The 16,013-nt window shown below is 73.0% G+C and carries 13 protein-coding genes; 4 read left to right on the top strand and 9 right to left on the bottom strand.

Features of this window, described 5'->3' with window-relative positions; translation table 11 throughout:
- Positions 1-87: 87 nt before the first annotated feature.
- The 4 genes from PP1_RS17460 to dnaK all read right to left on the bottom strand — a co-directional run bounded on the left by PP1_RS17460 (position 88) and on the right by dnaK (position 4,523).
- Entirely contained in the window at positions 88-474 is a 387-nt protein-coding gene (locus tag PP1_RS17460) for a heat shock protein transcriptional repressor HspR (RefSeq protein ID WP_050802538.1), read from the bottom strand.
- 92 nt (positions 475-566) lie between these two features.
- Positions 567-1,793, bottom strand: a complete 1,227-nt coding sequence (gene dnaJ, locus PP1_RS17455; RefSeq protein WP_010241406.1) for a molecular chaperone DnaJ — start codon at positions 1,791-1,793, stop codon at positions 567-569.
- A 97-nt stretch (positions 1,794-1,890) separates the two neighbouring features.
- Positions 1,891-2,613 (bottom strand): nucleotide exchange factor GrpE, encoded by a 723-nt coding sequence (grpE, locus tag PP1_RS17450; RefSeq protein ID WP_010241408.1) that lies wholly within the window; start codon positions 2,611-2,613, stop codon positions 1,891-1,893.
- Positions 2,614-2,648: 35 nt separating this feature from the next.
- A complete protein-coding gene (gene dnaK / locus PP1_RS17445) occupies positions 2,649-4,523 on the bottom strand; it encodes a molecular chaperone DnaK (RefSeq protein WP_010241410.1) in 1,875 nt (624 codons plus the stop codon).
- 922 nt (positions 4,524-5,445) lie between these two features.
- Here dnaK and PP1_RS17440 point away from each other — a divergent pair.
- The 4 genes from PP1_RS17440 to PP1_RS17425 all read left to right on the top strand — a co-directional run bounded on the left by PP1_RS17440 (position 5,446) and on the right by PP1_RS17425 (position 8,705).
- Positions 5,446-6,000: a DUF3558 domain-containing protein gene (locus tag PP1_RS17440; RefSeq protein WP_139323998.1), complete on the top strand. Its 555-nt coding sequence runs from the start codon at positions 5,446-5,448 to the stop codon at positions 5,998-6,000.
- A 72-nt stretch (positions 6,001-6,072) separates the two neighbouring features.
- Positions 6,073-6,456 (top strand): PE domain-containing protein, encoded by a 384-nt coding sequence (locus tag PP1_RS17435; RefSeq protein ID WP_139323999.1) that lies wholly within the window; start codon positions 6,073-6,075, stop codon positions 6,454-6,456.
- A gap of 9 nt (positions 6,457-6,465) precedes the next feature.
- A complete protein-coding gene (locus PP1_RS17430; RefSeq protein WP_139324000.1) occupies positions 6,466-7,890 on the top strand; it encodes a hypothetical protein in 1,425 nt (474 codons plus the stop codon).
- Positions 7,887-8,705 carry an ESX secretion-associated protein EspG gene (locus PP1_RS17425; protein WP_075314845.1) on the top strand — a complete coding sequence of 273 codons (819 nt, stop codon included), beginning with the start codon at positions 7,887-7,889 and terminating at the stop codon, positions 8,703-8,705. The genes PP1_RS17430 and PP1_RS17425 overlap by 4 nt, the downstream gene beginning before the upstream one ends.
- 6 nt (positions 8,706-8,711) lie before the next feature.
- On the opposite strand, the gene PP1_RS17420 is transcribed toward PP1_RS17425, so the two are convergent.
- Genes PP1_RS17420 through PP1_RS17400 form a run of 5 tightly spaced genes read right to left on the bottom strand, consistent with a single transcriptional unit; the run spans position 8,712 to position 16,010 of the window.
- The gene (locus tag PP1_RS17420) at positions 8,712-9,740 is read right to left on the bottom strand and encodes a C40 family peptidase (protein ID WP_010232422.1); all 1,029 of its coding nucleotides are present in this window, start codon (positions 9,738-9,740) and stop codon (positions 8,712-8,714) included.
- A complete protein-coding gene (locus PP1_RS17415; protein WP_010232421.1) occupies positions 9,737-10,339 on the bottom strand; it encodes a hypothetical protein in 603 nt (200 codons plus the stop codon). The genes PP1_RS17420 and PP1_RS17415 overlap by 4 nt, the downstream gene beginning before the upstream one ends.
- Positions 10,323-12,236, bottom strand: a complete 1,914-nt coding sequence (locus PP1_RS17410; RefSeq protein WP_010232420.1) for a hypothetical protein — start codon at positions 12,234-12,236, stop codon at positions 10,323-10,325. Before PP1_RS17410 ends, PP1_RS17415 begins: the two co-directional genes overlap by 17 nt.
- Positions 12,233-15,247: an ATP-binding protein gene (locus tag PP1_RS17405; protein WP_249266059.1), complete on the bottom strand. Its 3,015-nt coding sequence runs from the start codon at positions 15,245-15,247 to the stop codon at positions 12,233-12,235. The genes PP1_RS17410 and PP1_RS17405 overlap by 4 nt, the downstream gene beginning before the upstream one ends.
- Positions 15,234-16,010, bottom strand: coding sequence for a hypothetical protein (locus PP1_RS17400; RefSeq protein WP_249266060.1), 777 nt, complete (start codon positions 16,008-16,010; stop codon positions 15,234-15,236). The genes PP1_RS17405 and PP1_RS17400 overlap by 14 nt, the downstream gene beginning before the upstream one ends.
- Positions 16,011-16,013: the final 3 nt, after the last annotated feature.

Raw genomic sequence — 16,013 nt, 5'->3', positions numbered from 1 at the left:
ACCACCCGCCCGGCACGGTCCGCCCTGCCACGCGACCGGCCGCTCGGACCGGTCCGGTGCTCCACACGACCGCCCGCTCGGACCGGCCTACTGCTCGGGGCGGCCCGGCCGCCACCGGACGACGGCCCGGCGGTCCACCGGGACGAGATCGCGCCGATAGGACCGGTGCACCGCCGCCGTCGCCTGGGCGGCGGCCGCGCGGACGGCGTCGAGCTCGGCGGTGGTCTCCTCGAGCCGCGCGTGCAGCTCGTCGACCAGCTGCTCCAGCTCGATGATCCGCTTGACCCCGGCCAGGTTGACGCCCTCCTCCTGGGAGAGGCGCTGGACCTCGCGGAGCAGGGCGATGTCGCGCTGCGAGTAGCGACGGCCGCCGCCGGAGGCCCGGCCCGGGCTGACGAGCCCGAGCCGGTCGTAGCTGCGCAGGGTCTGGGCGTGCAGGCCGGACAGCTGCGCGGCGACGGAGATGACGAACACCGGGCTGTCGTGCGCGACCGCGTCGGGACCCGTCGCGTCGGACGGGGCGCGGCCGCGGCCGTCGCCGTCCTGGGGCCGTCCGGCCACCGCACTCACCTCCTGGAGCTACCGAGCAGGTCCGCCCGCGGATCGATCGACTTCGTCGCCTCGGCGTACGCCTGCAGCGCGTCCGTCGCCGCCTGGTCCAGCTTCTGCGGCACCGCCACCTCGACGGTCACCAGCAGGTTGCCCTTCTTGCCGTTCTTCCGCTCGACACCGCGACCCGCGACCCGGAAGGTCCGGCCGCTGGAGGTCCCGGCCGGGATCTTCAGCGAGACCGTGCTGTCGAGTGTGGGCACCGTCAGGGTCGCACCCAGGACGAGCTCCTGGAAGGTCACCGGGACGGTGATCGTCAGATCGTCGGCGTTCTTCGGGGACCGCCCGAAGATCCTGTGCGGGGTGACGCTCACCGTCACGTACAGATCGCCTGCCGGCGCCCCGCCGCGGCCGGGCTCGCCCTGGCCCGCGAGCCGGACCTTCTGGCCGTTGTCGACGCCGGCGGGGACCCGCACGGACAGCGAGCGGGTCCGGGTGGACACGCCGTCGCCGCGGCACTCCGGGCACGGGTCGTCGATGATCCGGCCGGTCCCGCGGCAGTCGCGGCACGGCTCGGAGAACGAGAACGCGCCCTGGCTCCGGTTCACCAGGCCGGCGCCACCGCAGGTCACGCAGGTACGCGGGGTGCTGCCCGGACGGGAGCCGGTGCCGCCGCACCGCTCGCACCGGCCGGGCGAGGACAGCTGGATCGGCACGGTCGCGCCCCGGACCGCGTCGTCGAAGGAGATGGTCAGGCTGCTCTCGACGTCCTGGCCGCGGCGGGCACCGGCGGCGCCGAAGCCACCGGCACCGGCCCCACCGCTGTTGCGGGCGGTGCGGCCGAAGATGTCGCCGAGGATGTCGCTGAAGTCGCCGGAGCCGCCGCCGCCCCGTCCGGCCTGGCCGAACAGGTCGTTGATGTCGAATCCACCGGGTCCGCCGGCACCGCCTGCGCCGCCGCCGGGGAAGCCGCCCCCGCTGCCGAAACCGCCGAAACCGCCGCCGCCCGCGAACATCGCGCGGGTCTCGTCGTACTCCTTGCGCTTGGCCTCGTCCCCGAGGACACCGTAGGCCTCGGACACCGCCTTGAAGCGGGCCTCGGCCTTCTCGTCGCCCGGGTTGGCGTCCGGGTGCAGCTCACGGGCGAGCTTCCGGTACGCCTTCTTGATCTCGTCCTGGGACGCCGTCGAGGAGACGCCCAGCTCGCGGTAGTAGTCCTTCTCGATCCAGTCGCGCTGGGTCACCCCGCCCCCTTCCCGGTCACGCCCGCGGTGCGGTGGAACACGCCCCTCCCGGGGCCCGTCCACCGCACCGCGTGCCGACGTCCACTGTGGTTTCCGGTCAGGCCGGGTTCTCCGGCTCGCCGGTGCCCGGCCCGGCGTCGCCGCCCGCCGGATCCGTGCCGCCCTCGGCGGCCTCGGCCCGGGCCTCCGGGGAGACCTCGGCTTCCGGCCGGTCCTGCACCGTGACCATCGCCGGCCGGAGCACCCGGTCGGAGATCCGGTAGCCGCGGCGCAGCACCGCCGACAGCACGGTGACCGTGGGGCCGGAGCCCTCGGCCGGTTCGTGCTGCACGGCCTCGTGCCGCTGCGGGTCGAACAGCTCGCCCTCGGCCCCGAAGGGCTCCAGGCCGAGCTTGGTGAGCACGCCGCCGACCTTGTCGGCCGCCGACTTGAAGGCCCCGGTCAGGTCCCCGTGCTGCTCGGCGCGCTCGAAGTCGTCGAGCACGGTGAGCAGGTCGGAGACGAACGAGACCTTCGCCGCGAGCTGGGTCTGCTCGCGGTCCCGGTCCGCCCGGCGCCGGTAGTTGGCGTACTCGGCGGTGACCCGCTGCAGGTCCGCGGTGCGCTCGGCGACCTCGGCCGTGAGCTTCTCGACCTCCGGGTCCACCCCGTCGGCCGGACCGGCGACCGGATCCACGATCTGGTCGGTGCCGTCCCCGGCCGGGGCCGCCTGCTCGGCGGCCCCGGTCTCCTGCGGGCGGGCCTCACCGGTCTCCGGGTCCACCTTGCGGCGGTCCCGGAAGGTCACCGGCTCGTCCTGCTGCTTCTCGTCGCCTGCCATGTCGACCGTCCTGTCCTCTGGATGGCCGCCGGCCGTCACTTGTCGCCCTTGGCGTCCTTGTCGTCGTCCACGATCTCGGCGTCGACGACGTCGTCCTGCTCCTGCTGCCCACCGGCAGCGCCACCGGCGGCGTCGCCGTCGGCCGCACCCGCGGCACCGTCGGCGCCCGGCTGCGAGTACAGGGCGGACCCCATCTTCTGGGACTCGGTCGCCAGCTTCTCCATCGAGGACTTGATCGCCTCGTGGTCGGTGCCCTTCAGCGCCTCCTGGACCTCGCCCAGGGACGCGTTCACCGACTCCTTGACGTCGGACGGCAGCTTCTCGTCGTTCTCCTTGACGAACTTCTCCGTCTGGTAGACGAGGGTCTCCGCCTGGTTGCGGGTCTCGGCCTCCTCGCGGCGCTTCGCGTCCTCCTCGGCGTGCGCCTCGGCCTCCTGCACCATGCGGTCGATGTCGTCCTTGGACAGCGCCGACCCGCCGGTGATCGTCATCTCCTGGCTCTTGCCGGTGCCCATGTCCTTCGCGGACACGTTGACGATGCCGTTGGCGTCGATGTCGAAGGACACCTCGATCTGCGGGACACCGCGCGGGGCCGGCGCGATGCCGGTCAGCTCGAACATGCCGAGCTTCTTGTTGTACGCGGCGATCTCGCGCTCGCCCTGGAAGACCTGGATCTGCACCGACGGCTGGTTGTCGTCCGCGGTGGAGAAGACCTCCGAGCGCTTGGTCGGGATCGTGGTGTTCTTCTCGATCAGCTTGGTCATGACGCCGCCCTTGGTCTCGATGCCGAGGGACAGCGGGGTGACGTCCAGCAGCAGGACGTCCTTGACCTCGCCGCGCAGCACGCCGGCCTGCAGGGCGGCGCCGGCGGCGACGACCTCGTCCGGGTTGACGCCCTTGTTGGGCTCCTTGCCGCCGGTCAGCTCCTTGACGAGCTCGGTGACGGCGGGCATCCGGGTGGAGCCACCGACGAGCACGACGTGGTCGATCTGGCTCACCGAGATGCCGGCGTCCTTGATGACCTGGTTGAACGGCTGGCGGGTGCGGTCCAGGAGGTCCTGGGTGATCCGCTGGAACTCCGCGCGGGACAGCGACTCGTCGAGGAACAGCGGGTTCTTGTCGGAGTCGACCGTGATGTAGGGCAGGTTGATGTTGGTCGAGGACGAGCTCGACAGCTCGATCTTCGCCTTCTCCGCGGCCTCACGGAGCCGCTGCATCGCCATCTTGTCCTTCGTCAGGTCGATGCCCTGGGAGGACTTGAACTTGTCGACGAGCCAGGTGACGATCCGCTCGTCCCAGTCGTCGCCACCGAGGTGGTTGTCGCCGTTGGTCGCCTTGACCTCGACGACGCCCTCGGCGATCTCCAGCAGGGACACGTCGAACGTGCCGCCACCCAGGTCGAAGACCAGGATGGTCTGCTCCTTCTCGCCCTTGTCGAGGCCGTAGGCCAGCGCGGCCGCGGTCGGCTCGTTGACGATGCGGAGCACGTTCAGGCCGGCGATCTGGCCGGCCTCCTTCGTCGCCTGCCGCTGCGCGTCCTCGAAGTAGGCGGGGACGGTGATGACCGCGTCGGTGACCTCGTCGCCCAGGTAGGACTCCGCGTCACGCTTCAGCTTCTGAAGGACGCGGGCGCTGATCTCCTGCGCGGCGTAGGTCTTGTCGTCGATCTCCGGGGTCTTCCAGTCGGTGCCGATGTGGCGCTTGACCGAGCGGAAGGTGCGGTCGGAGTTCGTGACGGCCTGGTTCTTCGCGGACTGACCGGTGAGAACCTCGCCGTTGCGGGCGAACGCGACGATGGACGGAGTGGTGCGGGCACCCTCCGAGTTCGCGATCACCGTCGGCTCGCCACCCTCGAGGACGGCGACGACGGAGTTGGTGGTCCCGAGGTCGATCCCGACCGTACGAGCCATGGTGACTGCCTCCGTGTTGATGCGTGCGAGTCGATACTTGCGGGGTGTGAGTGCCTCCGGCTCAAGTTCTATCAGACCGGGGAGCGGTCCGGGGTAAGAGCTTGAGTGGGCGCTGCTCAACTTCTTGGTACCCGGTCCAACGGGCGACCATGCAGACTTGTTCCGACTCGACTCAACTTTTTTCGGGGACCCTCGTTCCTCCTGGTGAGCGGACCACTCCCGGCCCCCGATACCCGGGCACGCCGCCGACCACGCCTCGCGACGCCGGAGCAGGCGCGGCGGCGCGCGCCGGACCACGCGCCGCCCGGCGCGGCCGCACCCCGCCCGGGACCGCCGCACACCGTCCGCGCCAATCGCACAGCCGCGACCGCGCAGGATCCGGGGCAGCCGCACCGGTTCCAGCCTGTGCGGAGGGCCCGCAATCTGCGCGGCTGTGAGGTGCGGGGAGTGGGTCCGGGGTGATGGGCGGGTGGGGCTGTGGTTCCCGTCTCTTCCGGAGGGTCATGTGGCACTTCTTGCGCACCGATCTGTCAACTCGTCGTCGGCACCGGCGAGACCACTCCGCTGAGCATCCAGGCCCAGTCTGTCCACTACGGAGACGACGGCCGTCCTCGCCAGGTCGACCACGCCTGCCGCCGGGCGAAGGACTTCGCCGAGGTCGTCCTGCAGAAAATGCCGACCCCATGAGTGGTTCGCATCCGTAAACCACGACATCGGATCCGCCCCTTCCCCCGCTGGAACAGGCGCCGGCCTCGGCAACCGCACAGCTTGGACCGCGACCGCACAGGATCCGGGACTGCCGCACCGATTCCAGCTTGTGCGAAGAGCCCGCAATCTATGCGACTGCGAGGTACAGGGAAACGGGTCCGGCGAGTCGACGGGCGAGTTAGTCTGTGGTTTCCCGCCTGCTCCGGAGGATCACGTGGCTGTCCCGGTCCGGTCTCGTATGTCCGTCTTTCTTGTCGCACTCACCGTCGGCGCAGTCCTCAGCGGATGCGGCGGATCGGAACCCGCCGACCCGTTCCCTGATCGGCCGCAGGACATCGACATCGCACAGCTCGACCCGTGCACCCTGCTGCCTCCCGGCGAACAGGCTCGACTCGACGTCGAGCCGGGAGAGCCGAGCGAGAATCTTCTCGACGAAGGGGCCCGCGCCCGAAACTGCGGGTGGAACAATTTCGACACGGGGGTCAGCTACAGCGTGCAGCTGGTCGGGATCGATGCCGGCAAGGCCATCGGCGACGACCGGCTGATCACAGTCGTAGGTGGGTTCGGAGCGGTCCGACAGGTCGAGAACGTGGACTCCGCCCCGCTCTGCATACTTGTCATCGACATGAACGACGGCCAGATGGCTCGGATTCTCGTCCGCTCGACCCGCTATCACGACGGCCGGCCGCGGCCTATCGCCGACGTCTGCGACGACGCATCCCGACTGGCCGAAACCGTCATCCTCGAATCCCGGCACCTCGCGAGCTGAGGCTCGTTCGCGGAAGCAAATCGGACCGGTCGATACATCATGGCCGCGAACAGCGACTCCTAGCATGTCCGGGTGGACAACAACCCTTTACTTCCGCGAGGAACGGAATCAGACGCGCTCATGGTGCAGATCAACAAGTCGAACGTCCTGGCGGTGCGGAACGAGTTGCGATTCCAGGCCGAGCAGATGCAGTCAGCACTGATGCGCGCAGGCCACGAGTGCCGGGTTCGGCCGTGCGGTCAGGACCTCGTCTCACTCGACGCAGCCTTGTCCTTCCGCAGAAAGGTCCAACAGATCATCGCTGTGCACACGGCTCACCTCCACGAGATCACCGAAGCGGTCGACCGGCTGACCGAGGCGGCCCACCACTACGGATACACCGAGGAAGCGATCACGGCATCCCTGGACGCGGCACGCCCCCGGCTGACCGCGCGCCTCCACGAATACCGCGCGTAGGAGGCGACCATGGCCGTATCTGACATGCCCGTCCTGGGTTGCTACAACTTCGCGGCGTTCGACATGGCGACGAAGTTCGCCTGGGTGAACGGTCAGCCCGGGATGACGGTGGCCCAGCAGACCTCGGACGGTCTCACCACCCTCGCGACCACTCTCGACACGACGCGGCAGTCCACCGACCGCGGGGTCGGGGATCTGGGGGTCTCGTGGACCGGCCGGGCGGGCGACGCCGCCCGGACCTCGCTCGCCACGACGGCCGGTGGGATCGCCGACACCGCCACCGTCGTACGGAACGGCGCGGATCGGATGGCCGACCACGGCCGATCGTTCGAGGCGATGCGTCGTCAGATCACCTACACGGATCCTGACGACCACACCTGGTTCGCACGGGCCGTCGACAACGGCAGCGAGGCGTGGCACTCCCTGTGGGGCAGGGGCGACGACCACGTCACGATCGCCGAGCACAACCAGGCCAACGACGAGGTCGCCAACCGCGCACTCGCCCGGTACCAGAGCGAGACGTTCGAGACCGACAGCCGTTTCACCACGGCGACGGCACCCGCGGGGGTCTCGCCCGGCCAGGGAGCGGGTCCCGGATCCGAAGGATCAGTGGCCGGTGGCGGGGACCGAGGCGGTGGGGTGTCCGGCGGTGTCGCAGGTGCGGGTGGTGGATCAGGCATCGGCGGCGCGGGCGGTGGCACGGTCGGTGGAGGCCCGAGCAGCCCCGGGCAAGTCCCCGGCCCCGGGACGTCCGGCGGACCCGCCCCGGTGGGCGTCACCCCCGTCCCCACACCTCCTGGACCGGGCCGCGAGACCCCCGGGGCGACCTCACGCGGGAGACCCGGCCCAGGCGGCGGCCCGGACCGGACCACCCCGTCGGGACACGTGCCCGGGGGCGGCCAGGACCTGACACGGCTGCCCGGAACGGGTGGCGACGCCATCGGTCCCGACAGGCCCACGTCCGACCGGGCGTTCCCCGCCCCGGTCCCCACCGTCAGCGCCCCCGACGCCGCGCGGGCCCGCGACGAGCGCGCCGCCCGGTTCGCCGAGGAGGCACGGAGGCACCAGCTGCCGACCGGGCCACGCGGCGGGGTGCCCGTCGCCGGCCGCGGCTCCGGCGGCGGGCTCGCCGAGCCGTACCCGCCGACCGCGGGCCGCCCGGGCGGCGGATCCGTCGGAGGGTGGGGCACGGAGCCCCGCGGCCCCGGCGCCCGCGGCGGGTTCGGCGAGGCCCACCCGCTCCGGACCGCCGATGCCGGAGCCGCCCGCGCCGCGACGGGTGCGGGCGGCTACGGCCCGATGGCCGGTGGCGTCGGCGGCGCCCGTGACGGGCAGGACCACCGCAACCGCTACGTCGTCCCCACCGACGAGGTCTTCGCCGTCGAGATCACCGCCACCGACGCCGTCCTCGGTCCCGACGAGGACCCGCGATGATCGACTGGAGCCGGGCCACCGTCCTCACCGCCACCGAGTTCGACGTCGCGCGCGACCTGCTCGACCTCGGCCGCAACCCTGCGGTCCTGGGTCTGGTCAGTCCCGGTCCCACCGACTTCGAGCGGGCCCGGGTCGTCCGCGGGGGGATCGCGTCGCTCGCCGCGCGCGGGCTCGTCACCGGCGGTGGGTTCCTGCCCGCACTGGCCGACGACCTCCGCACGGCGGTCGGGGCCGAGTTTCAGCACGATCTCGTCGTCGCCCCGCCGTCCCGGCAGCGCGCGGTCGTCGGGCACCGCGCCGGACGGGCCGTGCTGGCCACCCGCATCGGCGACGAGGTGGCGCTGCTGCGGATCCGGCCGGAGGACGCCGCCGCGACCCTGGTGTCGCTGCTCGGCCCCGTCGTCGCGGCACCGGGACCGACCGTGCGGATCCCGGCCGGGGTGCTGGCCGACGCCGTCGCCGCTGCCGGGGGCGACGACGCGCGGTTCGTCCCGGAGCTGCTGCGGCGCGGGTGCACCGGCGCCGAGGTGGACGTCGTCCGGCGGATGGGGGAGATCGACGGGATGGCGCAGCTCGGCGCGGGCAGACGGGGGCCGGACCCGTGCCGGGCACCGGGTGTCCTGCTGGTCCACGCGACTGCGGAGGGCTGCTTCCACCAGCACCGCCCCACCCCGGCCGTCGTCGGCGGGGCGCTGCCGGACGGCGCGACGGTCCACGCCGGTCCGGCCGACGGGCCGCTCCTCGTCGGCGAGCTGGAGCGGCTCGCGGACGCGGCGCGGTGTCGCCGGGCGCGCGTCGGGCCCGTACGGAGCTGACCGGCCCTACGCCGGGTTCGGCGTCGTCCCCGGGCGGGTGGCCAGCGGGACCAGGTCCTCGAAGTCCCACGGCACCGGCTGCACCCGCACCGGATGGTCCTTGTTCGGCGCCTCGACCATCTTGTCGTCGCCGATGAACATCGTGACGTGGTAGATCGTCGACGGGTCCGACGTGTCGTGGGCGTAGAACAGGAAGTCGCCCGGCTGCACGTCCCGGTTGGGCAGGTGCCCGCCGGAGTTGTACTGGTCGCGGGAGACCCGCGGGATGGTCATCCCGGCCGCCTCGTAGGCGCGCATCAGGAGCCCGGAGCAGTCGTAGGCGTTCGGGCCGGTCGCGCCCCACACGTAGGGCTTGCCGAGCTCGCGCAGCGCGAAGCCGATCGCGGCGCCGGCCGCGCCGGGGGGCAGCGCACCCGTCGTCCCGGGCTCGCACCCGGTCGGGTTCGCGACGTCACCGACCTGCTCGACGAGCGCCGCGGCGAGGGGCTCCCACTTGGCGTAGGCCTCGGGGAAGGCCGAGCGCTGCACGGTCTGCGCGGCGACCGTGATCGGCATGCTCTCCCAGCCGGGCACCTCGAGCAGCCGCTCGTAGAAGATCCGGCTGCTGTACGCCGGGTCGGTGACCTGCGCGGGCGTGCCCCAGCCCTGCGACGGCCGCTGCTGGAACAGGCCCAGCGAGTCACGGTCGCCGTAGTCGATGTTGCGGAGGGTGGACTCCTGCATCGCGGTGGCCAGCGCCACGAGCCACGCGCGCGGCGGCAGGTCCATGTCCTTGGCGACCGAGATGATCGACGAGGCGTTCTGGCGCTGGTCGTCGGCCAGCGTCTCGATGGTCGCGCCACCACCCCCGCGTCCGACGGTCGCCGTCGAGATCCCGGTGTCGCACCATGCGGAACCTCCGGTCCGCCCGCCACCGATGTTCGGGCTGAACGCCAGGAACCCGACGGTCAGGAACAGGACCAGCGCCATCCCGATGGCGACGAACGGCAGCAGGAGCCGCAGCGGGCGCAGCGCCCGGGTGACCGGTGTGCTCATGCCCGGTCGTAGCGGGACACCTTCCAGCCCGCCTCGGTGTCCACGACCAGGATCGTCAGCCGGATGGAGTCGGTGGGGACCTCGACCTCGACGCTCTTGGGCGCGACCCGGACGGGCGTGGCCGCGCCGGTCACCCGGGAGGCCGGGACGTTGGCCGGGTCGACGCCGGCGAGCACACCGAGGAACTCGTCGGTCGTGTACGGGCGCAGGCCGGCCACCCACTGCGGCGCCGTCATGCCCTCGGGGTGGTTCACCCAGGCCGACGCCCAGACCCTCGCGACCTCGAGCGCCTGGGGCGGCGCCTGGTCGACCGGACGGGACTCCGGGGTCAGCGGGGCCACCGGGGGCAGCATCGTCGGCGTCGGTGTGGCGGAGACACCGGAGCCCTGCTCCCACCGCTCGCCCTGACCGCCGCCGGCCAGCAGACCACCGCTCGACGCGCCGCCGCCGACCTGGCCGCCGACCAGGACCAGCCCGAACACGAGCCCGCCGAGCAGGACGACGGTCACGGCCAGCCGGGCGGGTGAGCGCAGCGGCCACTGCCAGATGATCCGGTAGGCGGCCGTCCGGCCGCGCGGGGACCTAATCGGCACGGCCACCGTCCCGGCCGTCGGCGGTCCGCGCGGCGCGCGGACGGTAGATCTTGTAGACGGGGACGCCGTCGACCAGCTCGGGCGTCACCGGCGACGGATCGCCGGGGCGGCGGGCGGACGCCTCGTCGCGACGGTAGATCGACCGGTCGTCGATCTCGCCGGGGTCGGTCCGGCCGGGGACGCCCGGGCCGGTGCCGGGGCGTCCGGACGCGCCGACCGGCAGCTGCCCGCGACGCGGTTCGGCGATCCGATTGCTCTCCTGCCGGCCGGGGACCTCCGGCTGCGGCCTGCGGCGCCACGACCGGGCACCCGGCCCCGCGACCGTCTCCGCCTCCGGCCGGGCGGCGTCGGGATCACCGGCGCCGGGACCGGTGCCGCGCTCGGACCACCAGCGGGACTGACGCTCGTCGCCCGGCAGCGGACCGCGCATCCGGTTCCAGACCTTCGACATCGGCCCGTCGCCGACGCCCGGGACGATCCCGCCGAACTGCTCCCGGGTCAGCGACACCATCGACACCAGCCGCCGGAACGGCCGGGCGACCGCCCACATCACCAGGGTCACGACCCCGGTGACCAGCAGCGCCAGCCACAGGTCGATCCCGGAGCCGGGGGCGAACAGCGACACCACGAGCAACGCGTGCAGGCCCGCGAGCGCGCCCACGACGAGCGTGTTGACGACCGCCGCACCCGCGATGCGCAGGATCGCCGGGATGACGTCCGGTTTCAGCAGCGCGACCACCGCGACCGCCGGCGCACACACCACCAGCAGTCTGATGATCAGCAACGCGACCAGGACCAGGACCTTCGCCAGGAGCTGGAAGAGCGCGATGCAGGCCGCCTGGACGAGGGCCAGCGTGCCGGCGCCGATCCGGCTGCCGGTCGCGCCCGTGAAGTAGGCGTAGCGGTCGCCCATCCGGTCGGCGATCGCCGAGTAGTCGGCCTTCTTCCGCTCGGCCGTCTCGGAGGTGTCCTGCCCCTGGTCGATCTCGTCGATGGTGAACGCCTGGGCCCGCAGGAGGTCGCGCCCGAGCTCCTGGGCCTGTGGCACGTCCGGCGCGCCGAAGGTCCCGCGCAGCCAGTTCTGGTAGGCGACCTGGTCCACGAGAATCGTCGGCAGGGTGTCCCGGGTGCCGAGCCCGATCTGGCCGAGGAAGCCCTCCTGCATCTGCGTGACGCCGTCGAGCAGCAGGTCGTCGGCGGCCCGCGACCAGTTCACCGGGGCGAGATAGGCCGCGGAACCGATCATCAGGGCGAGCACCGCGATCGCGGTGCGCTGGGCCTGGCGGGCGAGGTCGCCGCGCATCGCGAGGAGCAGGACGATGATCGCGAACCCGAGCAGGGCGAGCCCGACCCAGGTGGTGAAGACCGTCTCGTACATCGCGCGGGTCGCGGTGGAGATGACGGTGTCGAGCGGCTCGAACAGCGCGCCGCCGTCGGCGATCAGGTAGTGCGCCCAGTTGACGCCACCGACGCTGAGCTTGGCCAGGTTGAAGACCTGGTTGCCGAGCCAGGTGTCGGTGGTGACCGACGGGTTCAGCACCCCGGAGGCGGCGCAGCCCAGGTCGTAGTTGTGCCAGACGAGCCCGGCGTAGCCGACCTCCTCGTAGACGCTGCCGAGCTCACCGTGCAGCGCGGACGGCCGGTCGAGCGAGCCCACGAGACCGGTCCCGGGCCGGTCCGGTTCCGGCGGGGTCTTGCAGTCCAGGGCCTGGGCCATGGCGGGGGTGCCGACGAGGATCGTGCCGACCGCCAGCGCGGCGACCACCAGTACCGCCCGGCGGCGCGGGCGGCGCGGCGGCCGCTCGGTGCGCGTCCGGCGGACCGCGACGACGACGGCCGCGAGCACGATGCCGAGGACGACCCAGACACCGGCGCCACCGGACGGATCCAGCCCGGCCGTCACCGCCCGTCCCCGCCGGGATCGGGCGGGTCGTGGGCGTCGGCGCGCGATGCGGCCGGTCGGTGCCCGTTGCCGGCGGGACCGTGCCCGCCGTCGTCGTCCGGGGGCGGGGGTTCGTCGACGATCCAGTCCTCGTCGTACTCGTCGAGCAGGTCGATCTGCTCGTCGTCGTAGATCTCGGTGGAGGACCCGGGGCCGGGCGAGACGACCTGCACCCCGCCGGCGCGGACCCGTCCGGCCAGCACCGGATCGGTCTCGCCGGGCCCGATCCGGGTGTCGACGTCGAGGTCGTCGCCGTCGAGATCGGGCAGCGCCGCGGGCGGCGGTGCCTGGCGGGCGGCGGGCAGCGGCGTCGGCTCGTCCGGGGCGTTGATCTCCGGGCCGGACGGCGGGCGGGGCGCGGTGGCACGGGCGGCGTCCGGGTTGGTGTCGAGTGCCTCCCGGATGTGCTCCAGGTGCGGCGCCTCCAGGTCGATCCGGATCTTCTCGACGCCACCGTGCCCGTCGGCGAAGACGAACTGGCGCGGTGTGTCGTCCGGCCGGTCGTCGTGCCGGGGGCGCGGCGAGAGCGTCCCGAGCATCTCCTCGTAGCCGACGTCGGTGGGCACCCGCAGCAGCCGCAGCGCCTCGGACTGGGCCTCCTCGTCGTCGGTGCGGCCGACGAACACGGCGTTGACCAGCGACGCGAACCCGGACACCCGCAGCAGGTCGCCGGCCAGCTGGGACGCGAACAGCGCCCGGACGTTGAACTTCCGGGAGTCGCGGGCGAGCCGGTCGATCAGCACCTTGCCGGTGGGCACCTGGGACAGGAAGTGCGTCTCGTCGAGCGCGACGCCCTTGCGCAGGTTGCGGTCGGCGTCGTAGATCGTGCGCTGGGTCAGCCAGGACGCCAGGTTCAGCAGCTCCACGCCGAGCGACTCGTTGTCGGTCCACTCCTCGCGCGGGCTGCCCGGCCGCGGCAGTGACAGGCCCTGCATGGTCAGCACGGTGAGGCGGTAGTCGCGGTCCGCGTGCCACGGGTCGTCGCGCGTCTCGTCCGGGAAGAGCAGCGCGGCCTGCGGCAGCTCGCGGCGCTCGTCGAGGAAGTCCGCGACGACGCCGGCGTGCTCCTCGCCCTCGGACGCGTGCCGCCGCAGGGTGTCGATGACCATGCCGGGGTGCCGGTCGGGCGCGCCGCCGACCTCGCGTACGGCACGCAGCAGCACGATCCGGGTGTGCGGCTGCCGGGAGATCTCGTAGGGCAGGAGACCGGACAGCACGTCCAGCACCAGACGACGACGGGTGGCCGCCGCCAGCGAACGTTCCCGCTTCCAGGCGCGCTCGGGGTCCTCGTCGTCGGCGAAGTGGTCCGGGCGGGGTTCGGCGACCACCCGGTACGGGTTCAGGATGCCCGGGTCGGCCCGCAGCAGGTTGATGTGCCGGGAGAACGGCGCCAGCTCCGGGAGCCGGGTCAGCTCGGCCAGCGGACCGGACGGGTCGAGCACCGTCCAGCGTGCCCCGCCGCGCAGCGTCTTGTAGACGACCAGCCCGGTCAGGAACGACTTCCCGGAGCCCAGGCCACCGACGATCGCGGTCAGGCCGGACGCGCGCCGCACCTCCTGCGCGAGCCACGGGTCCCAGGCCACCGGACGCCGGGTCGCGGTGCAGGTCTCGCCGAGCATGATCCCGCGCCGGTCGCCGACGCTCGCGGTCGCCGCGGGGACCGCGGCCGCCGCCCACGTGACGGAACCGCGCCGCCGGTAGGCCGTCGACGCCAGCGGCTCGCCGGGGATGAACTCACGGGCGTAGCGGTACTGGGCCTCGGGGTGCTCGATCTGCACCTTCGGCCGGTACATGTCGACGATCTGCTGGGCGCGGGTGGTCGCCTCGGCCTCGTCGCGGCCGGAGACGGCGATCCGCCACCAGCCGTACAACCGGGTGTTCATCTGGGTGAGCCCGGTGGTGAGCTCGTCCTCGACCTCGAGCACGCGGTCGGCCTGGCGGGCCAGCGACATCGGCGGGTCGAGGTCATGGTCGTGGGTGTAGTGCCGGATCTGGCTGCGCACCTTGCCCATCTGGCGCTGCAGCTCGCCCGTGACGTCCTCCGGGCGCCGGATGTAGATCCGGGCGGACCACTCGACCGGGAACGGCAGGCGGTCGGAGTGCTGCATCCACGGGTCGTCGATCTCGGGGATACGCAGGCCCTCCATCAGGCCCACCGAGAGCACGGCGACGTTGCGGGACACGGCCTGCGACCGCATCCGCCCCACCACCTGGACGGTCGGGGCGTAGGGCTCCTGGTGCAGGTCGACACCCTCGGTGAAGGCGGCGAGGTCCTCGGCCTCCCAGGTGGAGACCCCGCGCGGGACCGACGACAGCCCGCGCGGCGCCGGCAGCCCCAGCGCGACGGAGCGGTGCATCAGCCAGGCCATGTCCTCGGAGCTGGCCGGTACGGCGTCGAGCCCGGAGCCGGCGACCAGGACGTCGAGGTGGCTGACCTCGGACTCCAGCGCGGCGAGCTCGGCCCGCACCGCCGACGGCGCGATCCGGTCCAGCACCGGCGCGGCGCGCTCCACCCAGCGGTCCAGCAGGCCGCGGCCGGACACCTCGATGCCGAGGAAGACCTCCTTGTCGGCCATCGACAGGCCCATCAGGTGGCGCTGCTCGCCCTCCAGGAAGCCGTCCCAGCCCAGCGCGCCGGGCACGTCGGGCATCCGGCCGAGCGCGTTCTGGTCGAACGACTCCGCCCACATGTGCACCGGGTACGGCCGCGTCGTGACGCGCAGGTGCACCCAGCGGCCCTGCATCTCCCCGAGCTGCGCGGCGATCTGCCGGATCAGCACCTCGCGCTGGCCGTCGCTGCGGAAGCTCCAGGCCTGCGCCGCGAGCCGGTACCAGGCCATGACCTGGGTTCCGGTGCGCGTCAGGTGGCCGTCGATCGAGCGCAGCGCGATCGACGGCGTGTAGCCCGAACCGCCCTCGCCGGCACGGGCGCGGCCACGCCGCCGGCGGGACGTCCGCTCAGGTGCGGCCACGGTGGCCACCCTTGCGCCACGGCTCCGGACGGCTGACGCGGGCCGGGGTGGTCGCGCCGCGGCCACGGCCCCGCCCGCGGGCCCGGCGGAACCGGCCCTGTCGCGGGGCGCTGCCCGGCTCGGGCAGCGGCGGGACGACACGTTCCGGCTCGGCCTGTGCCGGGACGACCGGGGCGGCGGGCTCGGTCTCGCCGGTCACGTCCACGACCGTGCCGCCGGCGGGGGACCGGCGCGGTGTCGTGGCGGGACCGGCCGCGGCACCGACGAGCGCGCCCTTCGTGGCGACCGGGCGTCCGAACTGCCCGCCGGTGGCGGGGGAGGTGTCGGGCAGCGCCGGCGCGGCGGACCGGTCGGCGACCTTCCAGGGGCGCGGCCGGCCCCCGCGGGGCGGCTGCCCCGGGTGCGCGCGCGACGTGCGGACCCGGACGTGCCCGGCCCGCACCGACCCACCACCCGAACGACGACCCGCACGCGGCCCGGTGACCTCGGCCCAGAACTGGCCGAGCACCTGACCGAGCGGACGCTCGTAGTCGATCTTCTTGCCGAGGAAGCGGGTGATGGCGACGGTGCCCACGAGCGCCCACGCGACCGAGAAGAAGTCGAGCCCGATGCCCAGCCTGCGCTGCACCATCATGATCAGCATGATCACGAGCAGCCCGACGCCGTAGCTCACGTACCGGGCCCGCCAGGGGAAGGTGGCGCGCGGTGGGCCGAGCCAGACGGCGTCGACCCGGTAGACCTCGTCGTCCGTGCGAACGAGCACGGA

This window comes from Pseudonocardia sp. P1, assembly GCF_000178675.2.
Classification (GTDB): Bacteria; Actinomycetota; Actinomycetes; order Mycobacteriales; family Pseudonocardiaceae; genus Pseudonocardia.
The sequence above is the reverse complement of the archived record's forward strand: the minus strand, read 5'-3'. Positions and strand labels throughout refer to the sequence as shown.